The organism is Agrobacterium sp. GD03872, assembly GCF_029840625.1.
GTDB classification, from domain to species: Bacteria; Pseudomonadota; Alphaproteobacteria; order Rhizobiales; family Rhizobiaceae; genus Agrobacterium; species Agrobacterium fabrum_A.
In genome coordinates, this window is sequence record NZ_JAOCCY010000001.1 from 15970 (window position 1) to 41056 (window position 25087).

Genomic DNA, 25087 nt, shown 5'->3' on the forward strand with positions numbered 1-25087 from the left:
TTTTTCGGTGAGCGATTTTCTTTTGCCTTGTGAAAGGTGAAAGACATGAACAGCACATGTGTAACGACGCCCTTTGGGCGGCGAGCGATGTCGTTTGGCGTCCTCGCAACCCAGTTTGCCGCGCAGAAAAACAAAAAGACGGAAGCCGTCGATAAATGGAAACTCTATCGTTCCGTCTGTGAAGCCAGGCCATTGCTCGGCGTGACCGACCGCTCGCTTGCGGTTCTAAATGCGCTTTTGAGCTTTTATCCGAAAAACGAGCTTTCCAGCGACACCGGACTGGTCGTGTTCCCGTCGAATGCGCAATTATCGCTGAGAGCGCATGGCATGGCGGAACAGACATTGCGCCGGCATCTTTCGGCCCTTGTCGAGGCCGGCCTCATCATTCGCAAGGACAGCCCGAACGGAAAACGTTACGCCCGCAAACACAGGGGAGGGGAGATCAGCGAAGCTTACGGTTTCTCGCTGGCGCCGCTTCTTGCCCGCAAAGCAGAAATCGAGGAACTGGCTGAACGCATCATTCGCGAAAGGCTCGACCTTCAGCGGCTTCGTGAAAGCATCAGCCTCTGCCGCCGCGATATCCAGAAGTTTTGCGAAATGATTTCCGCCCGTGGTGACGTCGAAATCTTCGAGGGATTCCAGACCCGCTACAATGCCATTGCACGCTCTCTTGGCCGAAACGCCAAGCCTGCGGAACTCAAGGAAATCGCCGGTTTTCTGGCCTCGCTGCGTGCCGAGGTGACCAACTATCTGGAAAATATTGAAAAACTGGAAAAAACGGGCGGCAATGACTGCCAAAATGAGCGCCTCATAAAGAATTCAGAATCCGAATCCATATCTGAACGGCACAATTTGTGTGAAGCGATAACCGTCGCACCTGCCAGCATCACAGCCACCCAGCCCAGCCAGACAGCCCCCGTTGGTCCAAAGCCATCACCGCTGGCGTCTAAGCCAGTTCTTCGTAAACAATTTTTTGTTCCTGATATTGTTTTGGTTTTGAAGGCTTGCCCGGATATTTCGCTCTATGCCCCAGGAGGCGCGGTAACCGGCTGGCGCGATCTGGAGGTCGCAACCTCGGTCATCAAAACCATGTTCAACATCAGCCAGTCTGCCCATCAGGACGCCCTCGCGACCTTCGGCCGACAGGGAACCGCAGCCATTCTCGCCTGCCTGCTGCAGAAGGCGGACCAGATAAGTTCACTCGGCGGATACCTGCGCAATCTGACGCGCAAGGCCCAGGATGGCGGTTTCGATGTGCAGACAATGCTTCTCGCCCAGCTGCGCGGGCGCAAGGATAAGATGGAGGCTGGCATGGAGTAGCAAATTCCCAGCCCCGAAAATGCTCACCGCTTGCAGAAAAACCGGTCCGAAGTTACATTAACGCTGCTTCCGCAAGTACCAAGAGATTCGCTTTCAGGCTACCCGATGTTGCCCGGGGCCGCGGGAATTCTATGGTTAATGCAAGGTAATGAAAGCAAAGTGGAAATTAGCTTTCGTTTGCGTTTTTCCGTGATTGGTTTCAATCGCTTGAGTCCCGGTGCTTTTTGCTCGCAATGCTGCCAGAAAGGTCGGAAGTTGCGCCTTTTGACACTGGATCGTCCCCGGAAATCGGACATGCGCCGGGCAAGAACCGGAACTAGAAGCTGCTGAAACCGGACCGCCCGGGAGGGAAGGTGAATTAGCTCCGACCGCGGGATGGGAATGAACCTTCGATAAGCTTCTGCGTTTGCGTTGATTGCTTCAACGGATTGCTGAGCCGATGATTTTTCCTGATGATGTCGAACTGGCTGTCGCTCTTTATATGGCCGATTACGCCTTGCCCCGGCACGGGGCCATTGAAAGACTTCTGAGAGCGGGGCTTGAAAGGACGGGCCATCTGCCCGGCGGTGAGGGCAGACCACCCGAAATCGCCGATGGCCGACCGAGCGCTGACTATGTCCAATATCGCTCCTATCTCGAGGGCGACACATAAGGGCGGGAACCAAAGCCGGCGCGGTCTGTTTATTGCGCAGATAATCGTGCCAGGATATTCGCCCCATGTGTTCCAGATCATCCTTTTTCGCAATTGCGCTCGCCGCCGTGGTTGCCTTGCCGGTCGCCGCCCAACCCGTCGAAGTCAGCAGGCTTGAGGCTGACAAAGCCCAGGACGCTTCATTATCGCCGGCAGTCACCGCCCCAAACTACATTACCGATGTCTCCGGTGAGAAAGTCCGGTTGGTGGGTCCGCGATTTTATCCCGACAGCGCACGGATGCTGGAATTTCCGGGCCGGAGGATAAACCCTGCAACCTCGTCTGGAGGAGACGCCCTGTCACTGCGGTGAAGTATATGGCGGGCGGAACGATCAATATCGAATTGGCAGGGGCGGAATGAAAACCAGGAGTGATACTTCCGGCGATAAACCGGATGCGAAAAGCTGGATAAGGCAGGAGGGTCAGAACGCTGGAAAGGCCAGTTTTCCCGAATTGTTCTTCGATCTGGTCTTTGTCTTTGCGTTGATCCAGCTTTCCCACGCGCTTGCCAGGGATTTCGGGCCGACGGCGGCGCTTGAAGCCGGTATCCTGATCCTGTCGCTGTGGTGGTTATGGATACATACTGCCTGGATCACCAATCTGCTGAACACGGAGAAGGAGCCTGTCAGACTGCTGCTGTTTGCTCTGATGTTCGGCGGGGTTTTGCTGGCCATTGCGCTGCCGGACGCCTTTGCGGAACAGGGCCTGGTCTTTGCGCTCATCTATAGCGCCATGCAGGTGGGGCGGAGCCTTTTTGCGCTTTATGCCTTCAAGGGTGAAGACCGGCAATCTTTCCTGGTGTTCGTGCGCGTGACGATCTGGCTTGTCATTTCAAGTCTGTTCTGGCTTGCCGGGGGGCTCGTCGACCTGGCGGATCGCATTCTGTTATGGGGCATCGCGCTCGCCATCGAATATGCCGGTCCCGCCTGCCGTTACGTGGTGCCGGGCGTGGCTTCGAGCGACGAAGACAGGCTGCATCTTTCCGGCGAGCATCTGGCCGAGCGCTGCGCGCTCTTCGTCATCATCTGCCTCGGGGAAACCATCCTGACCACGGGCCGCACGGCGACGGAATATATGAATTCGGGTCTGACATTCATCGTCTTCTGTTCGGCTTTTGTCAGCACCGTCGCGATGTGGTGGATCTATTTCCATCACGGGCAGGAGGAGGCGTCAAAAAAAGCTGAAAATGCCGACGAAAAGGCGAAGATCGCCCATAATCTTTTCAACTACGGGCATTTGCCCATCGTGGCCGGCATCATCCTGACGGCCGTGGGTGAGGATTTCAGCCTTTCCCATGCGCGCGACGGCGCAACGATGCGGGAAGCGGTTGCCATTCTCGGCGGTCCCATCCTGTTTCTGGCCGGCAATATCGGCGTCAAGATCGCCGCGGCCTATCAGCGGCCGGTCTCGCATTTTGCCGGCGTGGCGGCGCTCTGCCTGCTTTTGCCGGTGCCGGGCATTCCGCTTTTCTTTCTGCAGCTGGCCAGCACCGGCATCCTGCTGCTTGTCGCCCTCTGGGAATATCTGGCGCTGAAAAGGGCGGTGGCCACTGCCTGATATATAATCGTCAGGCGGTGACCAGATTACGGGCCCTGTCGTTCCAGAGCGACAGGCTGCGGGCATAGGCTTCCTCAAAGGGCAGCTCCATGTCATTGACCAGCATCAGCGCGATGGCGGCGGTGGAAATGACGATGGTTTCCGCCCTTTCGTCCCTCGCCGCTCCCGTCCAGACCGCCCGCCAATATTCGAAGGTGGTGAACATGGTCGGCATTTCCGCGGGCGGCGCTTCGCGGGCGGGAATGAGAAATTCGACATCCCTGCCTCTGGAAAGGCCGAAGATCCGGGTGGTGCGGAAAGGAGTGAATTGCGCAAAATCCCGCGTATTGCCGAGAATGGCGAGGTTTTCCACCGAAAGCAGCCGCGCCGTGTCCCGGTGAAGTTCCTGATAGGATGGCCGGGCGACGCCGATGATAGTGCTTCGGGCGCGAAGCGGGTTGAGAAGGTGGACGACGGTGTTGAGCGGCAGGCGCATCTCCAGAATGCCATGCAGGCCAAGCAGGCTCTGGAACTGCAGGGACAGGCCGCCGATCGGCAGATAGGCGATGCGCTCTGAAGATGTGGCTTCGGCGGCCTGTGAAAGCGAGTGGCAAAGGGGAATGCCGCAGGCCTGTGCGGCAAGTTCGAGCTTGCCGCCATTGTCTCCCTGACCCACGTGGCCGTGCAGCAGGACGCTGTATCCCGCCATGGAAACCAGGCGGGCGGAATGCAGGAACCACGGCGCATCGCGATGTTTCGGCGACATATAGGCCGGCCAGTCGATATCCACCGCCGCCGCCGGCTGCCGATCCCTTTCGATATGTTGCCACATCGCCTCGATGAAACCGGCAAGTTCGGCTGCGGTCACGCCGCGATAGTGCATGGTGGCGAGCAGCGCGCCGATCTGTATGGGATCGGCATCGCCCTCGAGAATGATCGACAGCGCATCCATCGCCTCGTCCTGGGCGAGCGGCCGGCTGTTGCCGATGCCCATCGCCGAGGTTGCGATATATTTGGCAAGCCGGTGCTGCGGATCGGCATTGTGTCCGATGCGGGCGAGGCGGTCGGCAATATTTTCCGGTGTCGGCTGACCTTCGAGAAGAACGCTGGGACGAAGCGAAAGCGGTGGCGCCTTCATCAATACCGGCTGCTCCCACCCGCTTTTTTCGGGGGTGGCCGGTGCTTCCCGCTTGTCCTGTGAATAATCGATCAGGTTTTCGGCCTCCGCCGCCAGCGAACGAATGCGCAGCCGCATCGTCTCCGCAAAGGGGGTGGGGCGCAGGCCTTGCCCAGTGCGCAGAAAAAGCTGGTCGCCGTATCTTTCCCGGAGCTGCTGCAAGATGCGGCTCATCGACGATGTCGGCAGTCCCATTCCCGCCGCGGCGCGGCTGACGCTGCCTTCCCGCAACAGCGCATCGAAAGCGACAAGTAATTTCAGCTGTCCAAGCCTGTCGGGTTTTGCCGTGGAAGCTGGTTCTTCTTTTCTCTTGCCGGTTGTCATCTTGCGATTTTTTTACTCCCCCGCTCATCCGGGGAGCCCTTTTTGCAATTTCTGGAATTTAGAACTGTTCGAAAACAAACGCATTGCGCCCGCACCCCCTCCTAAATAAGTGGGGTTAAATTCTCAAGTTAAATGCGGGGGCATAACATGGAATTGAAGTACCGCGGTCGCGAACAGGCCGCGACGATAATAAAGGCCGGTCTTTCGGCGGCAATGGCGGGCACGGCTTTGGGCCTTGCCCCGCCGGCTTTTGCGCAGCAGGCATCCGAGGGAACCACGGTTCTTCAGCAGATTGTCGTCACCGCATCCGGCTTCGAGCAGAATGTGAAGGACGCTCCGGCCAGCATCACGGTTGTGACGCGGGAAGATCTGGAAAAAGGGTCCTATCGCGACCTGACCGATGCCCTGCGTGAAGTTCAGGGCGTGTCCGTCACCGGCATCGCCAATGAAAAGGATGTTTTCATCCGTGGTCTGCCCGGCGCCTACACGCTGATCCTGGTTGATGGCAAGAGGCAGAGCACGCGCGATGCCCGCACCAACGGCAATTCCGGCTTCGAACAGAGTTTCGTGCCGCCGGTCTCGGCGATCGAGCGCATCGAAGTGGTACGCGGCCCCATGTCCTCGCTTTATGGTTCGGATGCCATGGGCGGCGTCATCAACATCATCACCCGCAAGGTCGGCGATGTCTGGTCCGGCTCGGTCACGACCGAAGGCACGGTTCAGCAGCATTCCAAATTCGGCAATAGCGGTCAGGTCTCCTGGTACGCCAACGGGCCGATCCTGAAGGACCAGCTCGGTCTGCAGGTCTGGGGCAGGGGCTTCACGCGCGGCGAAGACGGTATTCTGAACGGCACCACCGGCGCCAAGGAATATGATTTCAACGGCCGCCTGACATTCACGCCGAACGAAGATCACGACATCTACCTCGAAGGCGGCAAGACGCGGCTGCGCCGCGACGCCGAACCTGGCGAGACGCTGGCGCGCAACAGCGACGGAACCTACAATACCAATACGCGCGATCATTGGTCGCTGTCCCATACCGGACGCTGGGGACCGACGACGTCCGAATTTTCGTTCCAGCAGGAATGGGCGGAGCGCACCAATTTCACCCGAAACATTCGCACCGGCCGCGTGACCGAAAACCCGCGCTCGCCGGAGGTGCGCAACACCGTTCTCGACGGCAAGTTCACCACGCCATTCGAATTGTTCGGCAACCACACGCTGGTCACGGGCGGCCAATATTTCGAGGCGCGGCTGACGGACCAGAATCCGGGACGCCGCACCGGCCGCGATGAAACCTTCTCGGCGACGCAATGGGCGCTCTTCCTTGAGGATGAGTGGCGCATTGTCGACAATTTCGCGCTGACGGGCGGTCTTCGTCTCGATAACCACGAAAAATACGGCAATCACTTCAGCCCGCGCCTGTATGGCGTCTGGAGCGCAACCGAAGAATTGACCATCAAGGGCGGCATCTCCACCGGTTTCCGCGCCCCGGAAATCCGCCAGATTGCGCCGGGTTACGCCTATACGACGGGCGGTGGCGGTTGCACCTATGGCCCGAGCGGCACCTGCGGCGTGATCATCGGCGATCCCAACCTCGAAGCGGAAAAGAGCACGAGCTATGAAGTGGCCGCGCTTTGGGACAATGGCGACGTCGCTCTCGGCGCCACCTATTTCTACACCGATTTCAAGGACAAGATTTCCAACGCGCTTGTGCTCAATCCGGATGGGACGCCTGCCCGCTGGAGCGAAGACCGCAACTATCGCCTCTGGTATAATTACAATATCGACGACGCGGTCATTCAGGGTGTGGAACTGACGGCGACCTGGTATGCGACGCCGGAACTGACGCTGCGCGGCAACTACACCTATACGCATTCCGAGCAGAAAACCGGTGACTATGAAGGTTTCCCGCTGGCGCGCACGCCTGAGCATATGGCCAATCTGCGCGGCGACTGGGTGACCCCGATCGATGGTCTGGAAGCCTGGGCTTCGTTGAACTATCACGGATCGGAAATCAATGCCGGACCGCGCATCGGCACCAACGGTACGCCTGTCACGATCAACGGCAAGGCGGGTCGCAAATATGATGCCTACGCCACGCTGGATATCGGCGCGAAATATGCGGTCGCGGAAAATGTCGATCTCAATGCCGCCATCTACAATGTCTTCGACAAGGATGTCGGCACTGACGATTTCAACACCGTCATGGAAGGCCGCCGTTTCTGGATCAGCATGACGGCGAAGTTCTGATCCGCGGCCATATTCACGAAATTGGGAGGCGCCTTCTGGCGCCTCTTTTTTTTGGCTATCGCCTATTGACCTCAACTATAGTTGAGGAATTATACCGGCTGCTCTTTACGATGTTTCCGCGGTTTCCGAGCGGAAATCGGTCCGGAAGCAGGAGCCTAGATGGAAAATACCGTATTCAAACACAGCCTGACGGTAGGCGAGGTTGCGCGCCGCAGCGGCATCGCCGTTTCCACCATCCATTTTTACGAGGCGAAGGGGCTGATCGAAGGCTGGCGCACCGCCGGTAACCAGCGGCGTTATCACCGTGCCGTCCTGCGGCGTATCGCCATCATCCGCATCGCACAGCGAGCGGGTATCCAGCTCAGCATCATCAGGGATGCGATGGCCGATCTGCCGCAGGATCGGGTGGCGACGACGGCCGATTGGCGCAGGTTTTCCCAATCCTGGCGGGAAATGCTGCAGCTTCGCATCAACAACCTGATCATGCTGCGCGATCAGCTTACCGGCTGTATCGGTTGCGGATGTCTTTCGCTGGATGATTGTCCTCTACGAAACCCCAATGACGTTCTCGCCGACGACGGCGCAGGGCCGCGCCGTCTCGTGTCTGCAGAGTGAGCAGGATTTCCGGGTGGGAGCGGTTGTTCTTCACTCGGTACCGTCAGGAACCCAGACGCTGACGCTGCCGCCATTGGTGGGAAAGACGCCCTTGCCGCTGTCATCAAGGGTAATCCGTTCTTCGCGGTGCCCGAGAAAGTCGCGCCAGACTGCGCCGGCGTGATCGGTTCCGAGATCGATCTGCTTTTCCGCCGGCTCTCCATTCGACATCACCACCACGCAGCCCGGTGCATCGGCGGCGCCGTGGCGAATAAAGGCGATGCAGCTTGCATCGTCGAGAATATCCGTCTGGGCGCCATTGGCGAAACGGCTGCGGGCTTCGATGAGCTTCGGCAGGCATTCAATGGCGGGCATGTCGATTTTATATTCGTTGCCGTCATTGCCGGCGTCTGTATAGCTCGTGCCGAACAGATCGGGATAGAAAACGCAGGGAACACCCTCTTCGCGCAGCAGAATGATTGCATAGGCCAGAGGCTTGAACCAGGGCTCCACCGGCGCTTCCAGCGATTGCAGCGGCTGCGTGTCGTGATTGTCGACCAGCGTGACGGCATGGTCGGGAACGGCCGACACCAGTGAGCCATCGAAGATGCTGCGCATGTCGAAATCGCCGCCCTGTTTGGAGGCATCGTGGAAGCGGTGGTGGAGGGCGACATCGAAAAGCATCAGCTGCTTGTCGACGAGTTCGAGATAGCTTTTAAGCGCCTCGAGATCGGGATGCCAATATTCCGCCACGACGAAAAGATCGGGATCGACCGTATCGCGCATATGGCCGACCCAGTCGCGGAAGAACCAGGCCGGAATATGTTTGGCGGCATCGAGGCGGAAGCCATCCACCTGCACCTGTTCGGCGAGCCAGCGGCCCCAATATTTGAGTTCCTCGTAAACCGCCCGGTTCCTGAACTCGACATCCGCACCCATCAGATAGTCGAAATTGCCGTTTTCCTGATCGACTTCCTCATTCCATTCACCATCGCCATATTCGTTGACGAGGCGGAAAATGCCGTCTTCGGTCGGCTCCTCGATGTGGTCGACACCGCTGAAGCACTTCAGGTCCCAGATGAATTTGGAGTATTTGCCGTTGCGGCCGGGAAAGGTGAAGCGTGTATAGGCGAGCGCCTGAAAGTCTTCATCGTCGATCTCGGTACGGTCTTCGGGATTGACTCGGCGAACCCGCACCTTTTCCTTCTCATCCGCACCCATCTTGTGATTGAGAACCACGTCATGAATGACGCGGATGCCGTTTTCCTTCAGCGTCCGGCCGGCATGTTCGAGGGCGGCGCGGTCGCCATATTTGGTTGCGACGGTGCCCTTCTGGTCGAATTCGCCAAGGTCGAAGAGATCGTAGGTGTCGTAACCGACCGAATAACCGCCGGCGGCGCCCTTGTAGGCGGGTGGCAGCCAGATATCGGTGATGCCCATTCTGGCAAGGCTTTCGGCCTTTTCGGCCACCTCGCTCCATAATTTCCCTCCGTCCGGATAATACCAATGGAAGAACTGAAGCAAGGTGCGTCCGGCCATATTTCCCTCACAGTCGTTAGCAGGTCGCGCCATAAACGGCCCGGCGGCGAAAGGGTTCCGCCGCCGGAAATGCGCGATCTGCAATTGTGAGGCCGGCTGGCCGTCCGTATATTAGCCGGCTATGTCGAGAAGGGCAGCGCCCGCCTGCAGGTAATCGCCTTCCTTGACGATCAGGCGGACCTTGCCGGCCTTGGTGGCGACGATCTGCGTTTCCATCTTCATGGCTTCCATGACGGCCAGAAGATCGCCTTGCGAAACCGTTTCGCCGTCTTTCACCTTGAAGGATTGCAGGGTGCCGGAAACCGGGGCGGTGATTTCGCCTTCCTTTTGCCCGGTCGCGGCCGCGCCGGGAACAGCCGCGCTGCCGCCGCTAACCGCACCGAGGCTGGAGAGCAGCAGGCTGGGCAGGCCAACCGATACGCGCTTGCCGTCGATTTCCAGGAAAGTGCGGGTTACGGAAGGGTCGTCGGCCGGCGCCGGGCGCTCCATGGCTTCAGGCATGGCGGCGAAGTCGGTTTCGATCCAGCGGGTGTGAACCTTGAAACCGTCCGTGCCGATGAAGTCTTCGGTTTCGATTGCGGCGCGATGGAAGGGCAGCACCGTGGCGATGCCTTCGATGCGGAACTCCTTCAGCGCGCGGCGGGCGCGGCGCAGGACCTGATCGCGGTCGGCACCCGTGACGATCAGCTTTGCCATCAGCGAGTCGAATACGCCCGGCACGCTGGAGCCGCTGACGACGCCGCTATCCACGCGAATGCCGGGACCGGAAGGGGCGTCGAAAACCGAGATTGAGCCGGGGGTCGGCAGGAAGCCCCGGCCGGGATCTTCGGCATTGATGCGGAATTCCATCGAATGTCCACGCGGTTCCGGCGTTTCGAGAACCCGCAGCTTATGGCCTTTGGCAATACGGAACTGCTCGATGACGAGATCGATACCGGTGGTTTCTTCGGTAACGGGATGCTCCACCTGCAGGCGCGTATTGACCTCGAGGAAAGAAATCGTGCCATCGACGCCGAGCAGGAATTCGACGGTGCCGGCGCCGGAATAACCGGCAGCGGCGCAGATAGCCTTGGCAGCCGCATGGATTTTCTGCCGCTGTTCGTCGGAGAGGAAGGGGGCGGGAGCCTCTTCGATGAGCTTCTGGTTCCGGCGCTGCAGCGAGCAGTCGCGGGTGCCGAGGACCAGCACATTGCCGTGCTTGTCGGCCAGAACCTGCGCCTCGATATGGCGCGGCCGGTCAAGGAAACGTTCAAGGAAACATTCGCCACGGCCAAAGGCGGCCGTCGCCTCGCGCACGGCGGATTCGTAGAGATCGGCGATCTCTTCCATCTTCCACGCAACCTTCAGGCCGCGACCACCGCCGCCATGGGCCGCCTTGATGGCGACGGGCAGGCCGTGTTCTTCGGCGAACGCCGTCACTTCGGCAGCGGAAGCGACCGGGCCGTCACTGCCGGCGACCAGCGGTGCGCCGACGCCGGTGGCAATGCGCCGTGCCTCGACCTTGTCGCCCAGTGCCTCGATGACATGCGGATCGGGGCCGATCCAGATGAGGCCGGCATCGAGAACGGCACGCGCAAACTCGGCGCGCTCGGACAGGAAGCCGTAACCGGGATGCACAGCATCCGCACCGGCGCGTTTGGCGATTGCGATCAGCTTGGCGATATCGAGATAGGTCTCGGCCGGGCGCACGCCCTCCAGTGCATAGGCCTCATCCGCCAGCCGGACGAAAAGCGCGTCCTGATCGGGATCGGCATAAACGGCGACCGATTGCAGGCCGTAATCGCGACATGCGCGGATGATGCGGACCGCGATCTCGCCGCGATTGGCAATCAGCACTTTTTTCATCGCTTTTCTCCTCGGAATTCTATGTTCTTGGCCGCGATTTCGGCGAAGGGGCCGATCGGGCGGAATTTGATTTTGGCGTTGACGGGGATCTGCCCGGCAAGATCGAGATGATATTCGGCGACAGCGCCGATGACGGGATAACCGCCCGTCAGCGGATGGTCGGCAAGGAACAGAACCGGCTGGCCGCTATGCGGTATCTGGATCGCCCCTGTCGCGGTGCCCTCGCTTGGCAATTCGGCGCTGTCCTTGCGCTCGACCGGCACTTCGCCGGCAAGGCGGATGCCGACGCGGTTAGACTGTGGCGTGACCTGCCAGAGCTGGCTGGTCAGCGTCTCCATACCCTTCTGCGTGAACCAGTCGGCGCGGGGGCCGAGAACGACGTCCAGCGTCACGACTTCACCGGTTGCCGGCGGTTCAAATGCCGAAACTTCGTCAATCGATACGCTGGCAAGACCGGACGTCTCGCCCTTGAGCGGCAGGACGGCGCCCGCACCCACCGGTTCCGGGCCGACGACAGCCAGTGTATCCGTTGCGAAACTGCCGAGCACCGGCTCGATATCGAAACCGCCGCGCACGGCAAGATAACAGCGCATGCCCTTCGGCGGCTGGCCGAAGGTCACGACATCACCGGGCTCAAGAGAGACCGGACCATGGGTCTTGGCCGCGAAGCTGCGATCCGCCGTGGTGATGGTGACGGGGCAGGGTGCACCGGTTACGCCAATGACGGTGCGGCTCGCGCTCCTGAAGGAAAATCCGCCGAGCGTCAGTTCGAGACAGGGCGTGTTGACGGGATTGCCGACGATGCGGTTTGCGGCATTGAACGCGCCGCGATCCAGCGCGCCGGAAGCCGATACACCCTGACCGGTCTGGCCGAAGCGGCCGAGATCCTGAAAGATGGCGGGCATGGGGGCGGCGCGCACTTCGAAATGCGGGCCTGCTTTTGCCCGGTCTTTCCCGGCGCTGCGCGGTGCCGAGACGGGGATGTCGACCGTTTTGCCGGCCTTGTCCATGTCGAAGAAACGCACCCGGTAGCCCGGCTGGAAAAGTGCACCGGGATCGCGATCAATGTCCCACATCTTCACCGGCGTGGTGCCGATGATCTGCCAGCCGCCGGGGCTGTTTTGCGGATAAACGCCGCTGAAGGCGCCGGCCAGCGCCACCGAACCTGCCGGAATGCGGGTGCGCGGGCTTTGCCGACGCGGCACATGCAGCGCCGGATCGCCGCCGACCAGATACCCGAAGCCGGGAGCGAAACCGCAGAAGGCCACGGTGAATTCGCTTTCGGTATGGCGGCGGATGACTTCTTCGATGCTCATGCCGGTCAGTTCGGCAACATCGGCGAGATCCTCACCATTATAGTGGACGGGGATTTCAACGAGATTGTCCGAAGGCGCGATTTTTGCCGAGAGATCACGGCTTGCCAGCCGCGCGGCCAGCGCTTCGGCACCGATCTTCTCGGGGCGAAAGCGGATCATCAGGGTGCGGGCAGCCGGCACCGTCTCTTCGATGCCTTCGACCGGATCGTTCTGAAGCGAGGCGAAAAGCGCCAGGGTTTCATCGAGATCGGTAAGTTCGACAAGAATGGTGGTGAGGCTGACGGGGAGAAAACGCATCATATCCTCATGCGTGATAGGCGGAATCGGGAATATCGGTGATGAACATGTGGCCCGGCGCATGGGTGATCGCAAAGGGCACACCGGATGCCATGACGGCAGCCTGGGGTGTGACGCCGCAGGCCCAGAACACCGGAACCTCGCCCGGCTCGATCCGCACCGTGTCACCGAAGTCGGGTTTTGCCAGATCGGTGATGCCGATCTCTTCCGGCGCACCGACATGTACCGGTGATCCGTGTACGGCCGGAAAACGCCCGGAAATCGTCGCGGCATCGGCGACGCGCGACGCCGGGATCGGTCGCATGGAAACGACCATGTTGCCCTTCAGCCGACCGGCCGGGCGGCAGGGCCGGTTGGTGAGGTACATCGGCACATTGCTTTTATCCGTCATGTGGCGGATTTCGATGCCCGCTTCCACCATCGGCGTTTCGAAGGTGAAGCTGCAGCCGATCAGGAAGGCGACAAGATCGTCGCGCTCCGCCCAGGCGGCTGTGGCATCGGCCGTTTCCTCGGCAAGCTTGCCATCCCGCCAGATGCGGTAAAGCGGCAGGTCTGTTCTGAGATCGGCGCCGGGGGCCAGAAGCGTGGTTGGCGAGCCGGGATCGGAGACATCGAGCACCGGGCAGGGTTTTGGATTGCGTTGCGCGTAAAGCAGGAAATCGAAGGCCCAGTCGCGCGGCAGCACGATCATGTTCGCTTGCGTGAAGCCGGGCGCAATGCCGGAAGTTGGGGCGACGAGGCCGTCGCGATAGGTCGCACGAGCCTTTCGCGCGGCCTCCGCGTCCGTGTGGTTGAGATAGGATGTCGGTATCGTCATCGGTTGCCCTTTTCAGCGTTTGGACGCGAAGGAGCGGATGTCGATACCTTCTGCCTCGAAACGGCGGCGGATTTCCTGGGCGATAGCGACCGCGCCGGGGCTGTCGCCATGCACGCAAATGGATTGCGCCTCGATTTTTATGATGCTGCCGTCGATGGCCTCCAGCGTGCCCTCGCGGGCAAGCTGCACCATGCGGTCAGCGATTTTGGCCGCGTCATGCAGCACGGCGCCGGCTTCGCGACGGGAGACGAGCTGCCCTTCAGGCGTATAGGCACGATCCGCAAAGGCTTCGGCAACGACGGCAAGACCGGCCTTGCGGGCGAGATCGAGAATGGGCGCATTGGCAAGGCCCATCAGCACCAGCGAAGGGTCAATCGCCTTGATGCCGTCGATCACGGCCTGCCCCTGTTTCGCATCGTTGGCGATGCGGTTGTAAAGCGCGCCATGCGGCTTGACGTAACGCACCGCGGTGCCGGCAGCGGCGGCGACGCCTTTCAGCGCGCCGATCTGGTAGATGACATCGGCAATCAGTTCTTCCGAGGTCGCGTCCAGATCGCGGCGGCCGAAGCCGACGCGGTCGGGATAGGAGACATGGGCGCCGACGACCACGCCCTTTTCGGCGGCGGCCTTGACGGTGCGGTAGATACCGGCCGGATCGCCTGCGTGAAATCCGCAGGCGATGTTGGCGCTGGAAACGATGGCGAGCATCGCTTCGTCATCCCCCATGCGCCAAGCGCCGTAGCTTTCGCCAAGATCGCTGTTGAGATCGATAGCGGCCATGTTTGCCTCCCTTTGGTTTATTGCTTACAGGCCGAGCAGGCCGAAGATGGTGCCGGCGGACTTGTAGCCCATGTACCATGTCAATGCGCAAGTCAGAACGCCAAGCCCCAGCAGAACACGCGAGTAGCGATGGCCGCCCATCAGGTCTTCGCGTTTCCACGCGGCAAACAGGAAGATGCTGAGGCCGATGGGCAGGATGAGGCCGTTCAGACCGCCAACGAAGACCAGCATGGCGGCCGGCGGCGTCGTGATCAGCAGGTAGCAGACGAGTGAGATGGCAATGAAAACCACCGTTGCCATGTTGCGGGCGCGCTCGCTCATGTCCTGCTTGAAGACGGGCAGGAATGAAACAGACGTATAGGCCGCGCCGATGACGCTGGTGATGGCCGCCGCCCAGAAGATGATGCCGAAGAGGCGGAAGCCGAGATCGCCCGCAGCCGAACGGAAGGCCTGTGCGGCAGGGTTGGCGGCCTGGCTGGAGGTGTCGATGATGACGCCGCTGGCGACAACGCCGAGAATGGCGAGGAACAGCACGTAGCGCATGACGCCGGTGACGGCGATGCCGGTCAGCGCCGCGCGGTTGACGGCAGGCAGGTTTTCAATGCCGACCATGCCCCGGTCCAGCAGCCGGTGGGCGCCGGAATAGGTGATGTAGCCGCCGACCGTGCCGCCGACGATGGTGGTGATGGTGGCGAAATTGATCGTATCGGGCAGGAAGGTCTGGCGGAAGGCGTCACCCACCGGCGGTGCGGAAACGAAGGCCACATAAAGCGTCAGCACGATCATCAATATACCGGCGAAAATGATGAACCGGTCGACGGCAAGGCCCGCGCGCTTGGAAACGAAGATGGCGATGGAAAAGATCGCGCTGATGGCGCCGCCGATTTTCGGATCGAGCCCGAAAATGGCGTTCAGGCCAAGGCCGGTGCCGCCAATATTGCCGATGTTGAAGAACAGGCCGCCAACGATGACGAGAATGGCCAGAAGATAACCGGAGCCGGGAATGGCGGCATTGGCAATATCGGATGCGCGCATGCGCGTCAGTGTCACGATACGCCAGATATTGAGCTGGACGACGAAGTCGATGAGGATGGAGGCGAGAATGCCGAAGGCGAAGGCGGCACCGAGCTGGGTCGTGAATGTCGCCGTCTGCGTGATGAAACCGGGACCGATGGCGGATGTCGCCATCAGGAAGATCGCTCCCATCAGGGATGCGCGTTTTGACATTTTGATATCGGCAGTCGGGGTGAGCTTTTGCTGCTCCATGGATTTTCTCCGCTCCTGTCGCAATCCGCCCCTCGCGGATGCTTTATGTCGCCGATCTTGTCGTGTTCCGCGAAATTGTCAATATTGTTCAACAATAAATAATAATCGTTCTCTTATTCTGTCTATTTGTTGGACGTTATGCGCATGAAATCATCACGTTTTTTTCGTGCTTTGCTAATGCTTTGTGCTATGGGCAATCATGCCGTGTCCGAACATGCCTGTCACGGAATTCCCGATGCTGCATTGCTCTTAGGAAAGGAGCGCCATGACGGAAACGATAGAGGGTCTGCCGCTTGCGGATCGATTGGCCAAGGGTATTCGCACCCTGCTGATCTCCGGCGAGCTGATGCCGGGACAGCGCCTTTCAGAGGCAGCCTTCAGTGAACGCTTCGACGTCTCCCGCAATTCGCTGCGTGAAGCTTTCCGGCTTCTGACGAAGGACGGTCTGCTGCGTCACGAGGCCAATCGCGGCGTGTTCGTTGCCGTTCCCACCATGTCCTCGGTGATCGATATTTACCGGGTGCGACGCATGGTGGAGTGTGGTGCGCTGCGGCAAGCGTGGCATAAGCACCCGGCCATCAAGGCTATGCGGGCTGCGGTCGAAGACGCCAAGGTGAGGCGTGAAGACGCCGACTGGCTGGGCGTGGGCAGCGCCAACATGAAATTCCACGCCGCGGTCGTCGATCTCCTCGACAGCGCCCGGCTCAGCGATTTTTACGAGCGTATCGCCGCCGAACTCCGGCTTTGTTTCGGGCTGCTGAAAGATCCCGAACAGCTTCATTCCCCCTTTGTGGACATGAACAGCAAGATCCTGTCGCTGATGGAAGAAGGCAAGGCGCAAGAGGCCGGCGACGAGATGGAAGTCTATCTCAATCTGTCCGAGCGCACCGTGCTGAAGGCGCTGGAACGCGCTGTCGAACACGTTTCCTGACATGAAGGGCGACAGGGGAAAACAACCCTTGCCGCTCCCTTAATTTTTGCCGCCGCAGCCGATTGCCAAGTTTGCTGCGCTGCGTCATCAATGTCGACATGACGCTTCGCGACCTGACCATTCTTGTTATCGACGAAAACGCCATCCGCGCCTCCATCATCGAAGAGGGGCTGCGCGAGGCCGGCTATCAGCGCGTTACCGTCATCCACGAGGTGAACGGGGTGGCGCGCACCATCGAGACATTGCAGCCCGATGTCATCTTCATCGATCTCGAAAATCCCAACCGCGACATGATGGAGCACCTGTTCCAGCTCACCCGTACCGTCGGTCGCCCCATTGCCATGTTTGTCGACCGTTCCGACACCGCGTCCATCGAGGCGGCCGTCGAGGCGGGCGTTTCCGCCTATGTGGTGGACGGATTGAAGAAGGAGCGGGTGAAACCCATTCTCGATATGGCGGTCAGCCGCTTCAACGCCTTCAGCCGATTGCAGCGGGAACTCGCCGACGCGAAATCGGCGCTGGAGGAACGCAAGGTCATCGAACGCGCCAAGGGCATATTGATGAAGATGCGCGGTCTTTCCGAAGAGGAGGCCTTTGCCCTTCTGCGCCAGACGGCGATGAACGAAAAAAAGAAGATTTCCGAGATCGCGCAAAGCGTGGTCACCGCGGCCGGTCTGTTGATGTGACGAACCGCCGGTCGGACAGTGTGGAGTGAATGATATGGCGACACCGGAAAAAACGGCCGGATCAGACAGCGCAGTAACGCAAACCCCGGGCGCACCGGCAACCGTCGGCAGCGACCGGCAGAAAATCCTGCGTGCCGGTTTTATTCCCCTTGTCGACGCATCCGTCCTGATCGCCGCGGCCGAATTCGGTTTCGCCGAACGCGAAGGGCTTTCGCTCGATCTCGTCAAGGATGTCTCCTGGGCGAATGTGCGCGACAGGTTGGCGTTCCGGCAATTCGATATTGCTCATATGCTCTCACCGATGCCCGTTGCCTCGATGCTCGGGCTCGGCTCCAACCCGTCGCCGACGATTACGCCCTTTTCACTGGGGCGCGGCGGCAATGCTATCACGCTTTCGACCCGGCTGTTTGACCGGATGAAGGCTTTGACCGGGCTTTCTGAAACGGCGGGAGCGCTCGAAAATGCCGAGGCGTTGAAGCGGGTGCTCGATGATATGCGCGCCCGCGGTGAACCGCCGCCGACGCTCGGCATGACCTATCCGTTTTCATCGCATAATTACGAGTTTCGCTACTGGCTTGCCGCCGGCGGCATTCACCCCGATCACGATGTCAAGCTGGTGGTGGTGCCGCCGCCATTGACGTCGGATGCGCTTGCCGCAGGGGCCATCGACGGTTTCTGTGTCGGAGCGCCATGGAACATCGTCGCCGCCGAGCGCGGTGTCGGTCGCATCGTTGCCGCCAAGCAGGATCTGTGGCCTTCGGCACCGGAAAAGGTGATTGGCATGCGGCCCGAATGGGCGGAAAACCAGCAGGAAACGGTCGGACGGCTGCTGACGGCGCTCGATGCCGCCGCGCGCTGGTGCGACCTTGCCGAAAATCACGATGGTCTCAGCGCAGCCCTTGCCGATCCCCGTTACATCGGCGCGCCTGAGGGCATCATCCGCCGTGTGCTCGCCGGTGAATTCAGCATCGACAGCCAGGGCAACCGCCGGGTGATCGACAAATATTTCATCTTCCATGGCGGCCATGCCAATTATCCGCGCCAGAGTCAGGCATTGTGGATCTACAGCCAGATGATCCGCTGGGGGCAGGTGGAGTTTTCGCGAGGGGGTGTGGAGGCTGCCCTGTCCGCCTACCGGCCGGATATTTATCGGGCGGCGCTTGGCGACGCCAATGCACCTCATGGTGCCGATATCCGTATCGAAGGGCAGGAAGAGCAGGACCGTTTTGTCGACGGCGTTGTGTTCGACCCCGCCGATATCGAGGGCTATGTGAAGGGCTTTTCCGTGCGTACTTCCGCGCCCTTCTCTCCCGCCCCAGGAGAGACTTGAGCGTCGTCATGTCTCGCAGGCTGCGCAAAATTCAAGCGCGGAATTCTTCTATTTGCACAAATGGAAGACAAAAAACTCGCTGATTAAAGTTTAGTCAGGGAGTTGATATAAGAAAATATCCTTTATTTTCAGTGTTGTAATGCAGTTTCCATAAACTGGCACGCCTCTTGCTTTTTGTCTTTTGCACCGGTCAACGGCGATCGGGGCAAGCAGGGCGCGGTATAGGCGCCTTCAAAGACACAGACGTCGCAAGGTTTTGCCGCCCGGAACACCTCCCGTTCCGCAGGCGCAAACACCGAGCGGCGTTTTTTTATTTTCAGGTTTTTTCGCAAGCGAAAGCGTCACCCGCAGAGGTGGCCCAATAAGGGGAACATGCGAATGAAAAAGATATTCTCCGGCGATGTCAGCCGCCGCACAATACTGAAGACGACAGCCACCGCCGCCCTTGTCAGCGCCGTGCGTGTGGCTTTTCCGTCCGGTGCTTTCGCAGCCACCGCTGAGCCCGAGGTGAAAGGCGTGAAAATCGGCTTTATCGCGCTCACCGATGCCGCCCCACTCATCATTGCGGCGGAAAAGGGCCTGTTCGCCAAACATGGCATGCCTGACGTCGAGGTTCTGAAACAGGCCTCCTGGGGGGCGACGCGCGATAATCTCGTGCTTGGCGGCGCATCGAACGGCATCGACGGCGCGCATATTCTGACGCCGATGCCCTATCTCATGCATACAGGCAAGGTGACCCAGAACAATGTGCCGGTGCCGATGACCATCCTCGCCCGCCTCAACCTCGACAGCCAGGGCATTTCCGTCGCCAGGGAATATGCCGAAACCGGCGTTCAGCTCGATGCCTCCAGGCTGAAGGCGGCCTTCGAGAAAAAGAAGGCGGAGGGCAAGGAAATCAAGGCCGCCATGACCTTCCCCGGCGGCACGCATGATCTCTGGATCCGCTACTGGCTGGCCGCCGGCGGCATCGATCCGGACAAAGACGTGTCGACCATCGTCGTTCCGCCGCCGCAGATGGTCGCCAATATGAAGGTCGGCAATATGGACGTCTTCTGTGTGGGCGAACCCTGGAACGAGCAGCTCGTCAATCAGGGCATCGGTTTCACCGCCTGTACCACGGGAGAGTTGTGGAAGGGCCATCCGGAAAAGGCGCTCGGCATGCGTGCGGACTGGGTGGAAAAGAACCCCAACGCCACCAAGGCGCTGCTGATGGCCGTAATGGAAGCGCAGCAATGGTGCGATGACATGGCGAACAAGGAGGAAATGTCCACCATCCTCGGCAAGCGCCAATGGTTCAACGTGCCGCCGAAGGATGTGCTTGGCCGCCTGAAGGGCAATATCAATTACGGCAACGGCCGCGTGCTGGAAAATACCGGCCTGCAGATGAAGTTCTGGCAGGACCATGCCTCCTATCCCTTCCGCAGCCATGACAGCTGGTTCATCGCGGAAAATATCCGCTGGGGCAAATTCGCACCCGATACGGATGTGAAGGCGCTGGTGGAGAAGGTGAACCGCGAGGATATCTGGCGCGCGGCGGCCAAGGATCTGGGCGTCGCCGATCTTCCCGCCTCCACCTCGCGTGGCAAGGAAACCTTCTTCGACGGCAAGGTCTTCGACCCGGAAAATCCGTCGGCCTATCTCGAAAGCCTGTCCATCAAGGCGGCCTCCTGAGGAGGAGACCCGGGGGTACCGCCCCTCATCCGCCAGGTGCGCTGCCCAACCGGCGCGACTGAAGACCGGATGAGGGGAGAGCCCCAGACCGCAACCGAAATCAAGAGGAAACGCCCATGTCCGCATTGGCCCGAAAATTCAACGAAGAGCCGCAGCAGCCGGTAGTGCAGAAGGCAAATGTCGTGTCGCTTGCGACGAAACAGTCGCCACGGATCGATCCGCGTAAATGGGGTGCGGCGGCGGCCCGCAACATCGTACCACCATTTGTCGTTCTCGCCATTCTGCTCGGCGTCTGGCAATTGCTCTGTTCCGCCCCCGGCTCATCGCTGCCGCCGCCGAGCCAGGTTTTCGAGGAAAGCTACGATCTCATCGTATCGCCGTTTTTCCATAATGGTTCACAGGATATCGGCCTCGGCCTGCGTGTGTTGGTCTCGCTGGAGCGTGTGGCTTACGGTTTCGGCCTTGCCGCCATTGCCGGCATCATCCTCGGTGCTGTCATCGGCCAGTCGGTCTGGGCGATGCGCGGTCTCGATCCGATCTTCCAGGTGCTGCGCACCGTGCCGCCGCTTGCCTGGCTGCCGCTTTCGCTGGCCGCCTTTCAGGACAGCAACCCTTCCGCCATTTTCGTGATCTTCATCACCTCCATCTGGCCGGTCATCATCAATACCGCAGTCGGCGTGCGCAACATCCCGCAGGATTACCGCAACGTGGCGAAGGTGCTGCGGCTGAACCAGCTCGAATTCTTCTTCAAGATCATGCTGCCTTCGGCCGCTCCCTATATCTTCACCGGCCTGCGCATCGGTGTCGGCCTTTCCTGGCTCGCGATCGTCGCGGCGGAAATGCTGACCGGCGGCGTCGGTATCGGCTTCTTTATCTGGGATGCGTGGAACTCCTCACGCCTGCCCGACATCATCGTTGCGCTCGTCTACATCGGCGTCGTCGGCTTCGTGCTCGACAAGCTGGTGGCGGCGCTCGGCAAGGTCATCACCCGCGGCGCTGCGGCAAATTAAGAGGGCGACGATCATGAACGCTTATCTGAAGCTCGATCACATCGACAAATATTTCGACAAGGGCGGCTCGCGCGCCGAGGTGCTGAAGGGTATCAATCTCACCATCGAAAAAGGCGAATTCGTCTCCGTCATCGGCCACTCCGGCTGCGGCAAATCCACCATGCTCAACCTCATCGCCGGGCTGACGAAAGTGTCTGCCGGCGCGGTGCTTCTCGAAAACTGCGAGGTCAACGAACCCGGCCCGGAACGCGCCGTCGTGTTCCAGAACCACAGCCTGCTGCCATGGCTTTCGGTTTATGAAAACGTCAACCTCGCCGTCGAGAAAGTTTTCCGCAACACGAAGACCCGGGCCGAGCGGCATGATTGGGTCATGCGCAACCTCGATCTCGTGCAGATGGCCCATGCCAAGGACAAGAAGCCTTCGGAAATTTCCGGCGGCATGAAACAGCGTGTCGGCATTGCCCGCGCGCTCGCCATGGAGCCGAAGATCCTGCTGCTCGACGAGCCTTTCGGTGCGCTGGACGCGCTGACCCGTGCCCATCTCCAGGATGCGGTGATGGAAATCCACGCCCGGCTCGGCAACACCATGGTCATGATTACCCATGATGTCGACGAGGCGGTGCTGCTCTCCGACCGTATCGTGATGATGACCAACGGTCCGGCCGCCCATATCGGCGAAGTGCTGGAGGTGCCGCTGGCACGCCCGCGCAACCGCATCGAGCTTGCATCCGACAAGACCTACCTCAAATGCCGCGAGGCCGTGCTGAAGTTCCTCTACGAACGTCACCGCTTCGTCGAAGCTGCGGAGTAACGCCCATGACGCAAAAACTCGTCATCATCGGCAATGGCATGGCGCCGGGGCGCATGCTGGAAAACCTGTTCGAAACCGCTCCCGGCCTTTACGACGTCACCATTTTCAACGCCGAGCCGCGCGTCAATTACGACCGCATCATGCTCTCGCCGGTGCTTTCTGGCGAAAAGAGCTATGAAGACATCGTCATCCACAATGACGAATGGTATGCGGCTAACAATGTCACGCTGCACAAGGGCGCGAAGGTCACCGGCATCGACCGCGACAGAAAGACCGTGACCAGCGAAAACGGCATCACGGTTTCCTACGACAGACTGGTGATCGCCACCGGTTCGTCGCCCTTCATCATCCCGGTTCCCGGCCATCAATTGCCGGGCGTGCTCGCCTACCGCGATCTCGACGATGTGACGAAGATGCTTGACATCGCCGAGGGCAAGGGCCGCGCCATCGTCATCGGCGCCGGTCTTCTCGGGCTGGAAGCCGCCTATGGCCTCAAGCGCCAGGGCATGGATGTCACCGTCATCCACCTGATGCCGACGATCATGGAGCGTCAGCTCGATCCGGCAGCGGCCTATCTTCTCGAAAAAGCGCTTAACGAGCGCGGCATCGACATCATCACCAAGGCCAATACCAAATGCATTCTGGGTGAGGAGAAGGTCGAGGGCATCGAGCTGGAAGACGGCCGGGTCATCAAGGGCGATATGGTGGTGATGGCGGTCGGCATCCGTCCTGCCTCGGGTCTCGCCAAGGAGGCCGGCATCGCCGTCAATCGCGGCATCGTGGTGGATGACGGCATGATGACGTCGGACGCCTCGATCTATGCGCTCGGCGAATGCGCCGAACATCGCGGCATGTGCTATGGACTGGTCGCGCCGCTTTATGAATCGGCGCGGGTGCTCGCCGACCGGCTGTGCGGCGGTTCGGCCGAATATCATGGCTCCGTCACCAATACCAAGCTGAAGGTGACAGGCATCAACCTGTTTTCCGCCGGCGATTTCGCCGAAGGCGACGACCGCGAGGAAATCGTGCTGCGCGATGCCACCGCCGGTGTCTACAAGCGCCTGATCCTCAAGGAAAACCGCATCATCGGCGCGGTGCTTTACGGCGAGACGGCGGACGGGTCGTGGTTCTTCGACCTGATGAAGAAATCGACCGATATTTCCGCCATGCGCGAAACCCTGATCTTCGGCCAGACCTATCAGGGAGGGTCGCCGCTGGACCCTATGGCGGCCGTTGCAGCCTTGCCGGATGATGCGGAAATCTGCGGCTGCAACGGCGTCTGCAAGGGCAAGATCACATCGGCCATCACCTCCAAGGGGCTGACATCGCTGGACGATGTGCGCGCCCACACGAAGGCGTCCGCCTCCTGCGGCAATTGCACCGGCCTTGTCGAGCAGCTGATGACGATAACGCTCGGCGACAGCTACAATCCCGCTGCCGTGCAGCCCATGTGCAAATGCACCGATCTCGGCCACGACGATGTGCGCCGTCTCATCAAGGCCAAGGGGCTGAAGACCATCCCAGCCGTGATGCAGGAGCTGGAATGGAAGACTTCCTGCGGCTGCGCCAAATGCCGGCCGGCGCTCAATTATTACCTCGTCTGCGACTGGCCGGATGAATATGCCGACGATTACCAGTCCCGTTTCATCAATGAGCGCGTCCACGCCAATATCCAGAAAGACGGCACCTATTCCGTCGTGCCGCGCATGTGGGGCGGCGTTACATCCTCCTCTGAACTCCGGGCGATTGCCGATGTGGTCGACAAGTTCGAAATCCCGATGGTGAAGGTGACGGGCGGCCAGCGCATCGATCTTCTCGGCATCGAGAAGGAGGATCTGCCGGCGGTCTGGGCCGATCTCGGCAAGGCCGGCTTCATCTCCGGTCAGGCTTACGCCAAAGGCCTGCGTACCGTGAAGACCTGCGTCGGCCAGCAATGGTGCCGCTTCGGCACGCAGGATTCCACCGGCCTTGGCATCCGCATCGAAAAATTCATGTGGGGCTCGTGGACGCCCGCCAAGCTGAAACTTGCCGTTTCAGGCTGTCCGCGCAACTGCGCGGAGGCGACCTGCAAGGATATCGGCGTCATCTGCGTCGATTCCGGTTTCGATATCCATTTTGCCGGTGCCGCCGGTCTCGATATCAAGGGCACGGAAGTTCTGGGTCTCGTCAAAACCGAAGACGAGGCGCTGGAGCATATCGTGGCGCTGACGCAGATGTATCGCGAACAGGCGCGCTATCTCGAGCGCATCTACAAATGGGCCAAGCGCATCGGTTACGACGAAATCCGCCGCCAGATCATGGACGATGCGGAAAAGCGCAAGGCCTATTTCGACCGCTTCGTCTTCAGCCAGAAATTCGCGCAGGTCGATCCCTGGTCCGAACGCGTATCCGGCCACGACAAGCACGAATTCAGGCCCATGGCGGCAATCGGTTTCAGTGAGGCGGCGGAGTGAGAACGATGGACAGCAACTGGATCAATATTGGCGATATCTCCGACATTCCCCTGCGCGGCGCGCGTTGCGTCAAAACGCCAATGGGCAAGATCGCCGTGTTCCGCACGGCGGAAAATCAGGTCTTCGCCATCGAGGATCATTGCCCGCACAAGGGCGGGCCGCTGAGCCAGGGCATCGTGCATGGGGCTTCGGTGACGTGTCCCTTGCATAATTGGGTGATTTCGCTGGAAACCGGTAAGGCGCTTGGGGCCGATGAGGGCGAGGTGAAGACCATTCCAGTGCGTAATCTGGATGGAAGGCTTTCGATAGCGCTCGAAACCCTGATGATCGCGGCGGAGTGAATTGCGATGGCAGCGGCGTTACCCCCCTCTGTCCTGCCGGACATCTCCCCCTCAAGGGGGGAGATCACTTGCGGCGCGAATTTCCATTCACGGCTTGCG

The 25087-nt window shown here is 60.2% G+C and carries 20 protein-coding genes; 13 read left to right on the forward strand and 7 right to left on the reverse strand.

The window, feature by feature from the left end; genetic code table 11:
- Positions 1 to 45: 45 nt before the first annotated feature.
- From repC to N5D22_RS00080, 3 genes are all read left to right on the forward strand, one after another.
- Positions 46 to 1320, forward strand: a complete 1275-nt coding sequence (repC, locus tag N5D22_RS00070; protein WP_279658838.1) for a plasmid replication protein RepC — start codon at positions 46 to 48, stop codon at positions 1318 to 1320.
- A 439-nt stretch (positions 1321 to 1759) separates the two neighbouring features.
- Positions 1760 to 1972: a hypothetical protein gene (locus N5D22_RS00075; RefSeq protein WP_279658839.1), complete on the forward strand. Its 213-nt coding sequence runs from the start codon at positions 1760 to 1762 to the stop codon at positions 1970 to 1972.
- A 396-nt stretch (positions 1973 to 2368) separates the two neighbouring features.
- Positions 2369 to 3568 carry a low temperature requirement protein A gene (locus N5D22_RS00080; RefSeq protein WP_279658840.1) on the forward strand — a complete coding sequence of 400 codons (1200 nt, stop codon included), beginning with the start codon at positions 2369 to 2371 and terminating at the stop codon, positions 3566 to 3568.
- 10 nt (positions 3569 to 3578) lie between these two features.
- Here the strand turns inward: N5D22_RS00080 and N5D22_RS00085 are convergent, their stop codons facing one another.
- Complete coding sequence (locus N5D22_RS00085; RefSeq protein ID WP_279658841.1) at positions 3579 to 5048, reverse strand: glycosyl transferase family protein; 1470 nt, start codon at positions 5046 to 5048, stop codon at positions 3579 to 3581.
- A 147-nt stretch (positions 5049 to 5195) separates the two neighbouring features.
- Between N5D22_RS00085 and N5D22_RS00090 the strand changes: the two genes are divergently transcribed.
- On the forward strand, positions 5196 to 7301 hold the full coding sequence (locus tag N5D22_RS00090) for a TonB-dependent siderophore receptor (RefSeq protein WP_279658842.1): 2106 nt from the start codon (positions 5196 to 5198) through the stop codon (positions 7299 to 7301).
- A gap of 159 nt (positions 7302 to 7460) precedes the next feature.
- Positions 7461 to 7916 (forward strand): redox-sensitive transcriptional activator SoxR, encoded by a 456-nt coding sequence (soxR, locus tag N5D22_RS00095; protein ID WP_279658843.1) that lies wholly within the window; start codon positions 7461 to 7463, stop codon positions 7914 to 7916.
- 30 nt (positions 7917 to 7946) lie between these two features.
- Here soxR and amyA read toward each other — a convergent pair whose 3' ends face one another.
- From amyA to N5D22_RS00125, 6 genes are all read right to left on the reverse strand, one after another.
- Complete coding sequence (gene amyA, locus N5D22_RS00100) at positions 7947 to 9434, reverse strand: alpha-amylase (protein WP_279658844.1); 1488 nt, start codon at positions 9432 to 9434, stop codon at positions 7947 to 7949.
- Between the two features lie 111 nt (positions 9435 to 9545).
- Positions 9546 to 11279, reverse strand: a complete 1734-nt coding sequence (locus N5D22_RS00105) for a biotin carboxylase N-terminal domain-containing protein (RefSeq protein ID WP_279658845.1) — start codon at positions 11277 to 11279, stop codon at positions 9546 to 9548.
- Complete coding sequence (locus N5D22_RS00110; RefSeq protein ID WP_279658846.1) at positions 11276 to 12892, reverse strand: 5-oxoprolinase/urea amidolyase family protein; 1617 nt, start codon at positions 12890 to 12892, stop codon at positions 11276 to 11278. Before N5D22_RS00110 ends, N5D22_RS00105 begins: the two co-directional genes overlap by 4 nt.
- A 7-nt stretch (positions 12893 to 12899) precedes the next feature.
- Positions 12900 to 13709 (reverse strand): putative hydro-lyase, encoded by an 810-nt coding sequence (locus tag N5D22_RS00115; RefSeq protein ID WP_279658847.1) that lies wholly within the window; start codon positions 13707 to 13709, stop codon positions 12900 to 12902.
- 12 nt (positions 13710 to 13721) lie between these two features.
- Entirely contained in the window at positions 13722 to 14489 is a 768-nt protein-coding gene (locus N5D22_RS00120) for a LamB/YcsF family protein (protein WP_279658848.1), read from the reverse strand.
- Positions 14490 to 14513: 24 nt separating this feature from the next.
- The gene (locus N5D22_RS00125; RefSeq protein WP_279658849.1) at positions 14514 to 15755 is read right to left on the reverse strand and encodes a divalent metal cation transporter; all 1242 of its coding nucleotides are present in this window, start codon (positions 15753 to 15755) and stop codon (positions 14514 to 14516) included.
- 265 nt (positions 15756 to 16020) lie between these two features.
- Here N5D22_RS00125 and N5D22_RS00130 point away from each other — a divergent pair, with 265 nt between their 5' ends.
- From N5D22_RS00130 to nirD, 8 genes are all read left to right on the forward strand, one after another.
- The gene (locus N5D22_RS00130) at positions 16021 to 16686 is read left to right on the forward strand and encodes a GntR family transcriptional regulator (protein WP_279658850.1); all 666 of its coding nucleotides are present in this window, start codon (positions 16021 to 16023) and stop codon (positions 16684 to 16686) included.
- Positions 16687 to 16784: 98 nt separating this feature from the next.
- A complete protein-coding gene (locus N5D22_RS00135) occupies positions 16785 to 17372 on the forward strand; it encodes an ANTAR domain-containing response regulator (RefSeq protein WP_006699921.1) in 588 nt (195 codons plus the stop codon).
- Positions 17373 to 17406: 34 nt separating this feature from the next.
- Positions 17407 to 18702: a CmpA/NrtA family ABC transporter substrate-binding protein gene (locus tag N5D22_RS00140; protein WP_279658851.1), complete on the forward strand. Its 1296-nt coding sequence runs from the start codon at positions 17407 to 17409 to the stop codon at positions 18700 to 18702.
- 378 nt (positions 18703 to 19080) lie between these two features.
- The gene (locus tag N5D22_RS00145; protein ID WP_279658852.1) at positions 19081 to 20373 is read left to right on the forward strand and encodes a CmpA/NrtA family ABC transporter substrate-binding protein; all 1293 of its coding nucleotides are present in this window, start codon (positions 19081 to 19083) and stop codon (positions 20371 to 20373) included.
- Positions 20374 to 20489: 116 nt separating this feature from the next.
- The gene (ntrB, locus tag N5D22_RS00150; protein ID WP_279658853.1) at positions 20490 to 21383 is read left to right on the forward strand and encodes a nitrate ABC transporter permease; all 894 of its coding nucleotides are present in this window, start codon (positions 20490 to 20492) and stop codon (positions 21381 to 21383) included.
- Between the two features lie 13 nt (positions 21384 to 21396).
- Positions 21397 to 22194 (forward strand): ABC transporter ATP-binding protein, encoded by a 798-nt coding sequence (locus N5D22_RS00155; protein ID WP_279658854.1) that lies wholly within the window; start codon positions 21397 to 21399, stop codon positions 22192 to 22194.
- Positions 22195 to 22199: 5 nt separating this feature from the next.
- Complete coding sequence (gene nirB / locus N5D22_RS00160) at positions 22200 to 24647, forward strand: nitrite reductase large subunit NirB (protein WP_279658855.1); 2448 nt, start codon at positions 22200 to 22202, stop codon at positions 24645 to 24647.
- A 5-nt stretch (positions 24648 to 24652) separates the two neighbouring features.
- Entirely contained in the window at positions 24653 to 24988 is a 336-nt protein-coding gene (nirD, locus tag N5D22_RS00165) for a nitrite reductase small subunit NirD (protein ID WP_279658856.1), read from the forward strand.
- The last annotated feature ends 99 nt before the right edge of the window (positions 24989 to 25087 follow it).

What these genes read in the sequence shown, in the direction of transcription:
- repC (WP_279658838.1), top strand. Translation starts at nt 46, where the DNA reads ATGAACAGCACATGTGTAACGACGCCCTTTGGGCGGCGAGCGATGTCG.
- N5D22_RS00075 (WP_279658839.1), top strand. Translation starts at nt 1,760, where the DNA reads ATGATTTTTCCTGATGATGTCGAACTGGCTGTCGCTCTTTATATGGCC.
- N5D22_RS00080 (WP_279658840.1), top strand. Translation starts at nt 2,369, where the DNA reads ATGAAAACCAGGAGTGATACTTCCGGCGATAAACCGGATGCGAAAAGC.
- N5D22_RS00085 (WP_279658841.1), bottom strand. Translation starts at nt 5,048, where the DNA reads ATGACAACCGGCAAGAGAAAAGAAGAACCAGCTTCCACGGCAAAACCC.
- N5D22_RS00090 (WP_279658842.1), top strand. Translation starts at nt 5,196, where the DNA reads ATGGAATTGAAGTACCGCGGTCGCGAACAGGCCGCGACGATAATAAAG.
- soxR (WP_279658843.1), top strand. Translation starts at nt 7,461, where the DNA reads ATGGAAAATACCGTATTCAAACACAGCCTGACGGTAGGCGAGGTTGCG.
- amyA (WP_279658844.1), bottom strand. Translation starts at nt 9,434, where the DNA reads ATGGCCGGACGCACCTTGCTTCAGTTCTTCCATTGGTATTATCCGGAC.
- N5D22_RS00105 (WP_279658845.1), bottom strand. Translation starts at nt 11,279, where the DNA reads ATGAAAAAAGTGCTGATTGCCAATCGCGGCGAGATCGCGGTCCGCATC.
- N5D22_RS00110 (WP_279658846.1), bottom strand. Translation starts at nt 12,892, where the DNA reads ATGCGTTTTCTCCCCGTCAGCCTCACCACCATTCTTGTCGAACTTACC.
- N5D22_RS00115 (WP_279658847.1), bottom strand. Translation starts at nt 13,709, where the DNA reads ATGACGATACCGACATCCTATCTCAACCACACGGACGCGGAGGCCGCG.
- N5D22_RS00120 (WP_279658848.1), bottom strand. Translation starts at nt 14,489, where the DNA reads ATGGCCGCTATCGATCTCAACAGCGATCTTGGCGAAAGCTACGGCGCT.
- N5D22_RS00125 (WP_279658849.1), bottom strand. Translation starts at nt 15,755, where the DNA reads ATGGAGCAGCAAAAGCTCACCCCGACTGCCGATATCAAAATGTCAAAA.
- N5D22_RS00130 (WP_279658850.1), top strand. Translation starts at nt 16,021, where the DNA reads ATGACGGAAACGATAGAGGGTCTGCCGCTTGCGGATCGATTGGCCAAG.
- N5D22_RS00135 (WP_006699921.1), top strand. Translation starts at nt 16,785, where the DNA reads ATGACGCTTCGCGACCTGACCATTCTTGTTATCGACGAAAACGCCATC.
- N5D22_RS00140 (WP_279658851.1), top strand. Translation starts at nt 17,407, where the DNA reads ATGGCGACACCGGAAAAAACGGCCGGATCAGACAGCGCAGTAACGCAA.
- N5D22_RS00145 (WP_279658852.1), top strand. Translation starts at nt 19,081, where the DNA reads ATGAAAAAGATATTCTCCGGCGATGTCAGCCGCCGCACAATACTGAAG.
- ntrB (WP_279658853.1), top strand. Translation starts at nt 20,490, where the DNA reads ATGTCCGCATTGGCCCGAAAATTCAACGAAGAGCCGCAGCAGCCGGTA.
- N5D22_RS00155 (WP_279658854.1), top strand. Translation starts at nt 21,397, where the DNA reads ATGAACGCTTATCTGAAGCTCGATCACATCGACAAATATTTCGACAAG.
- nirB (WP_279658855.1), top strand. Translation starts at nt 22,200, where the DNA reads ATGACGCAAAAACTCGTCATCATCGGCAATGGCATGGCGCCGGGGCGC.
- nirD (WP_279658856.1), top strand. Translation starts at nt 24,653, where the DNA reads ATGGACAGCAACTGGATCAATATTGGCGATATCTCCGACATTCCCCTG.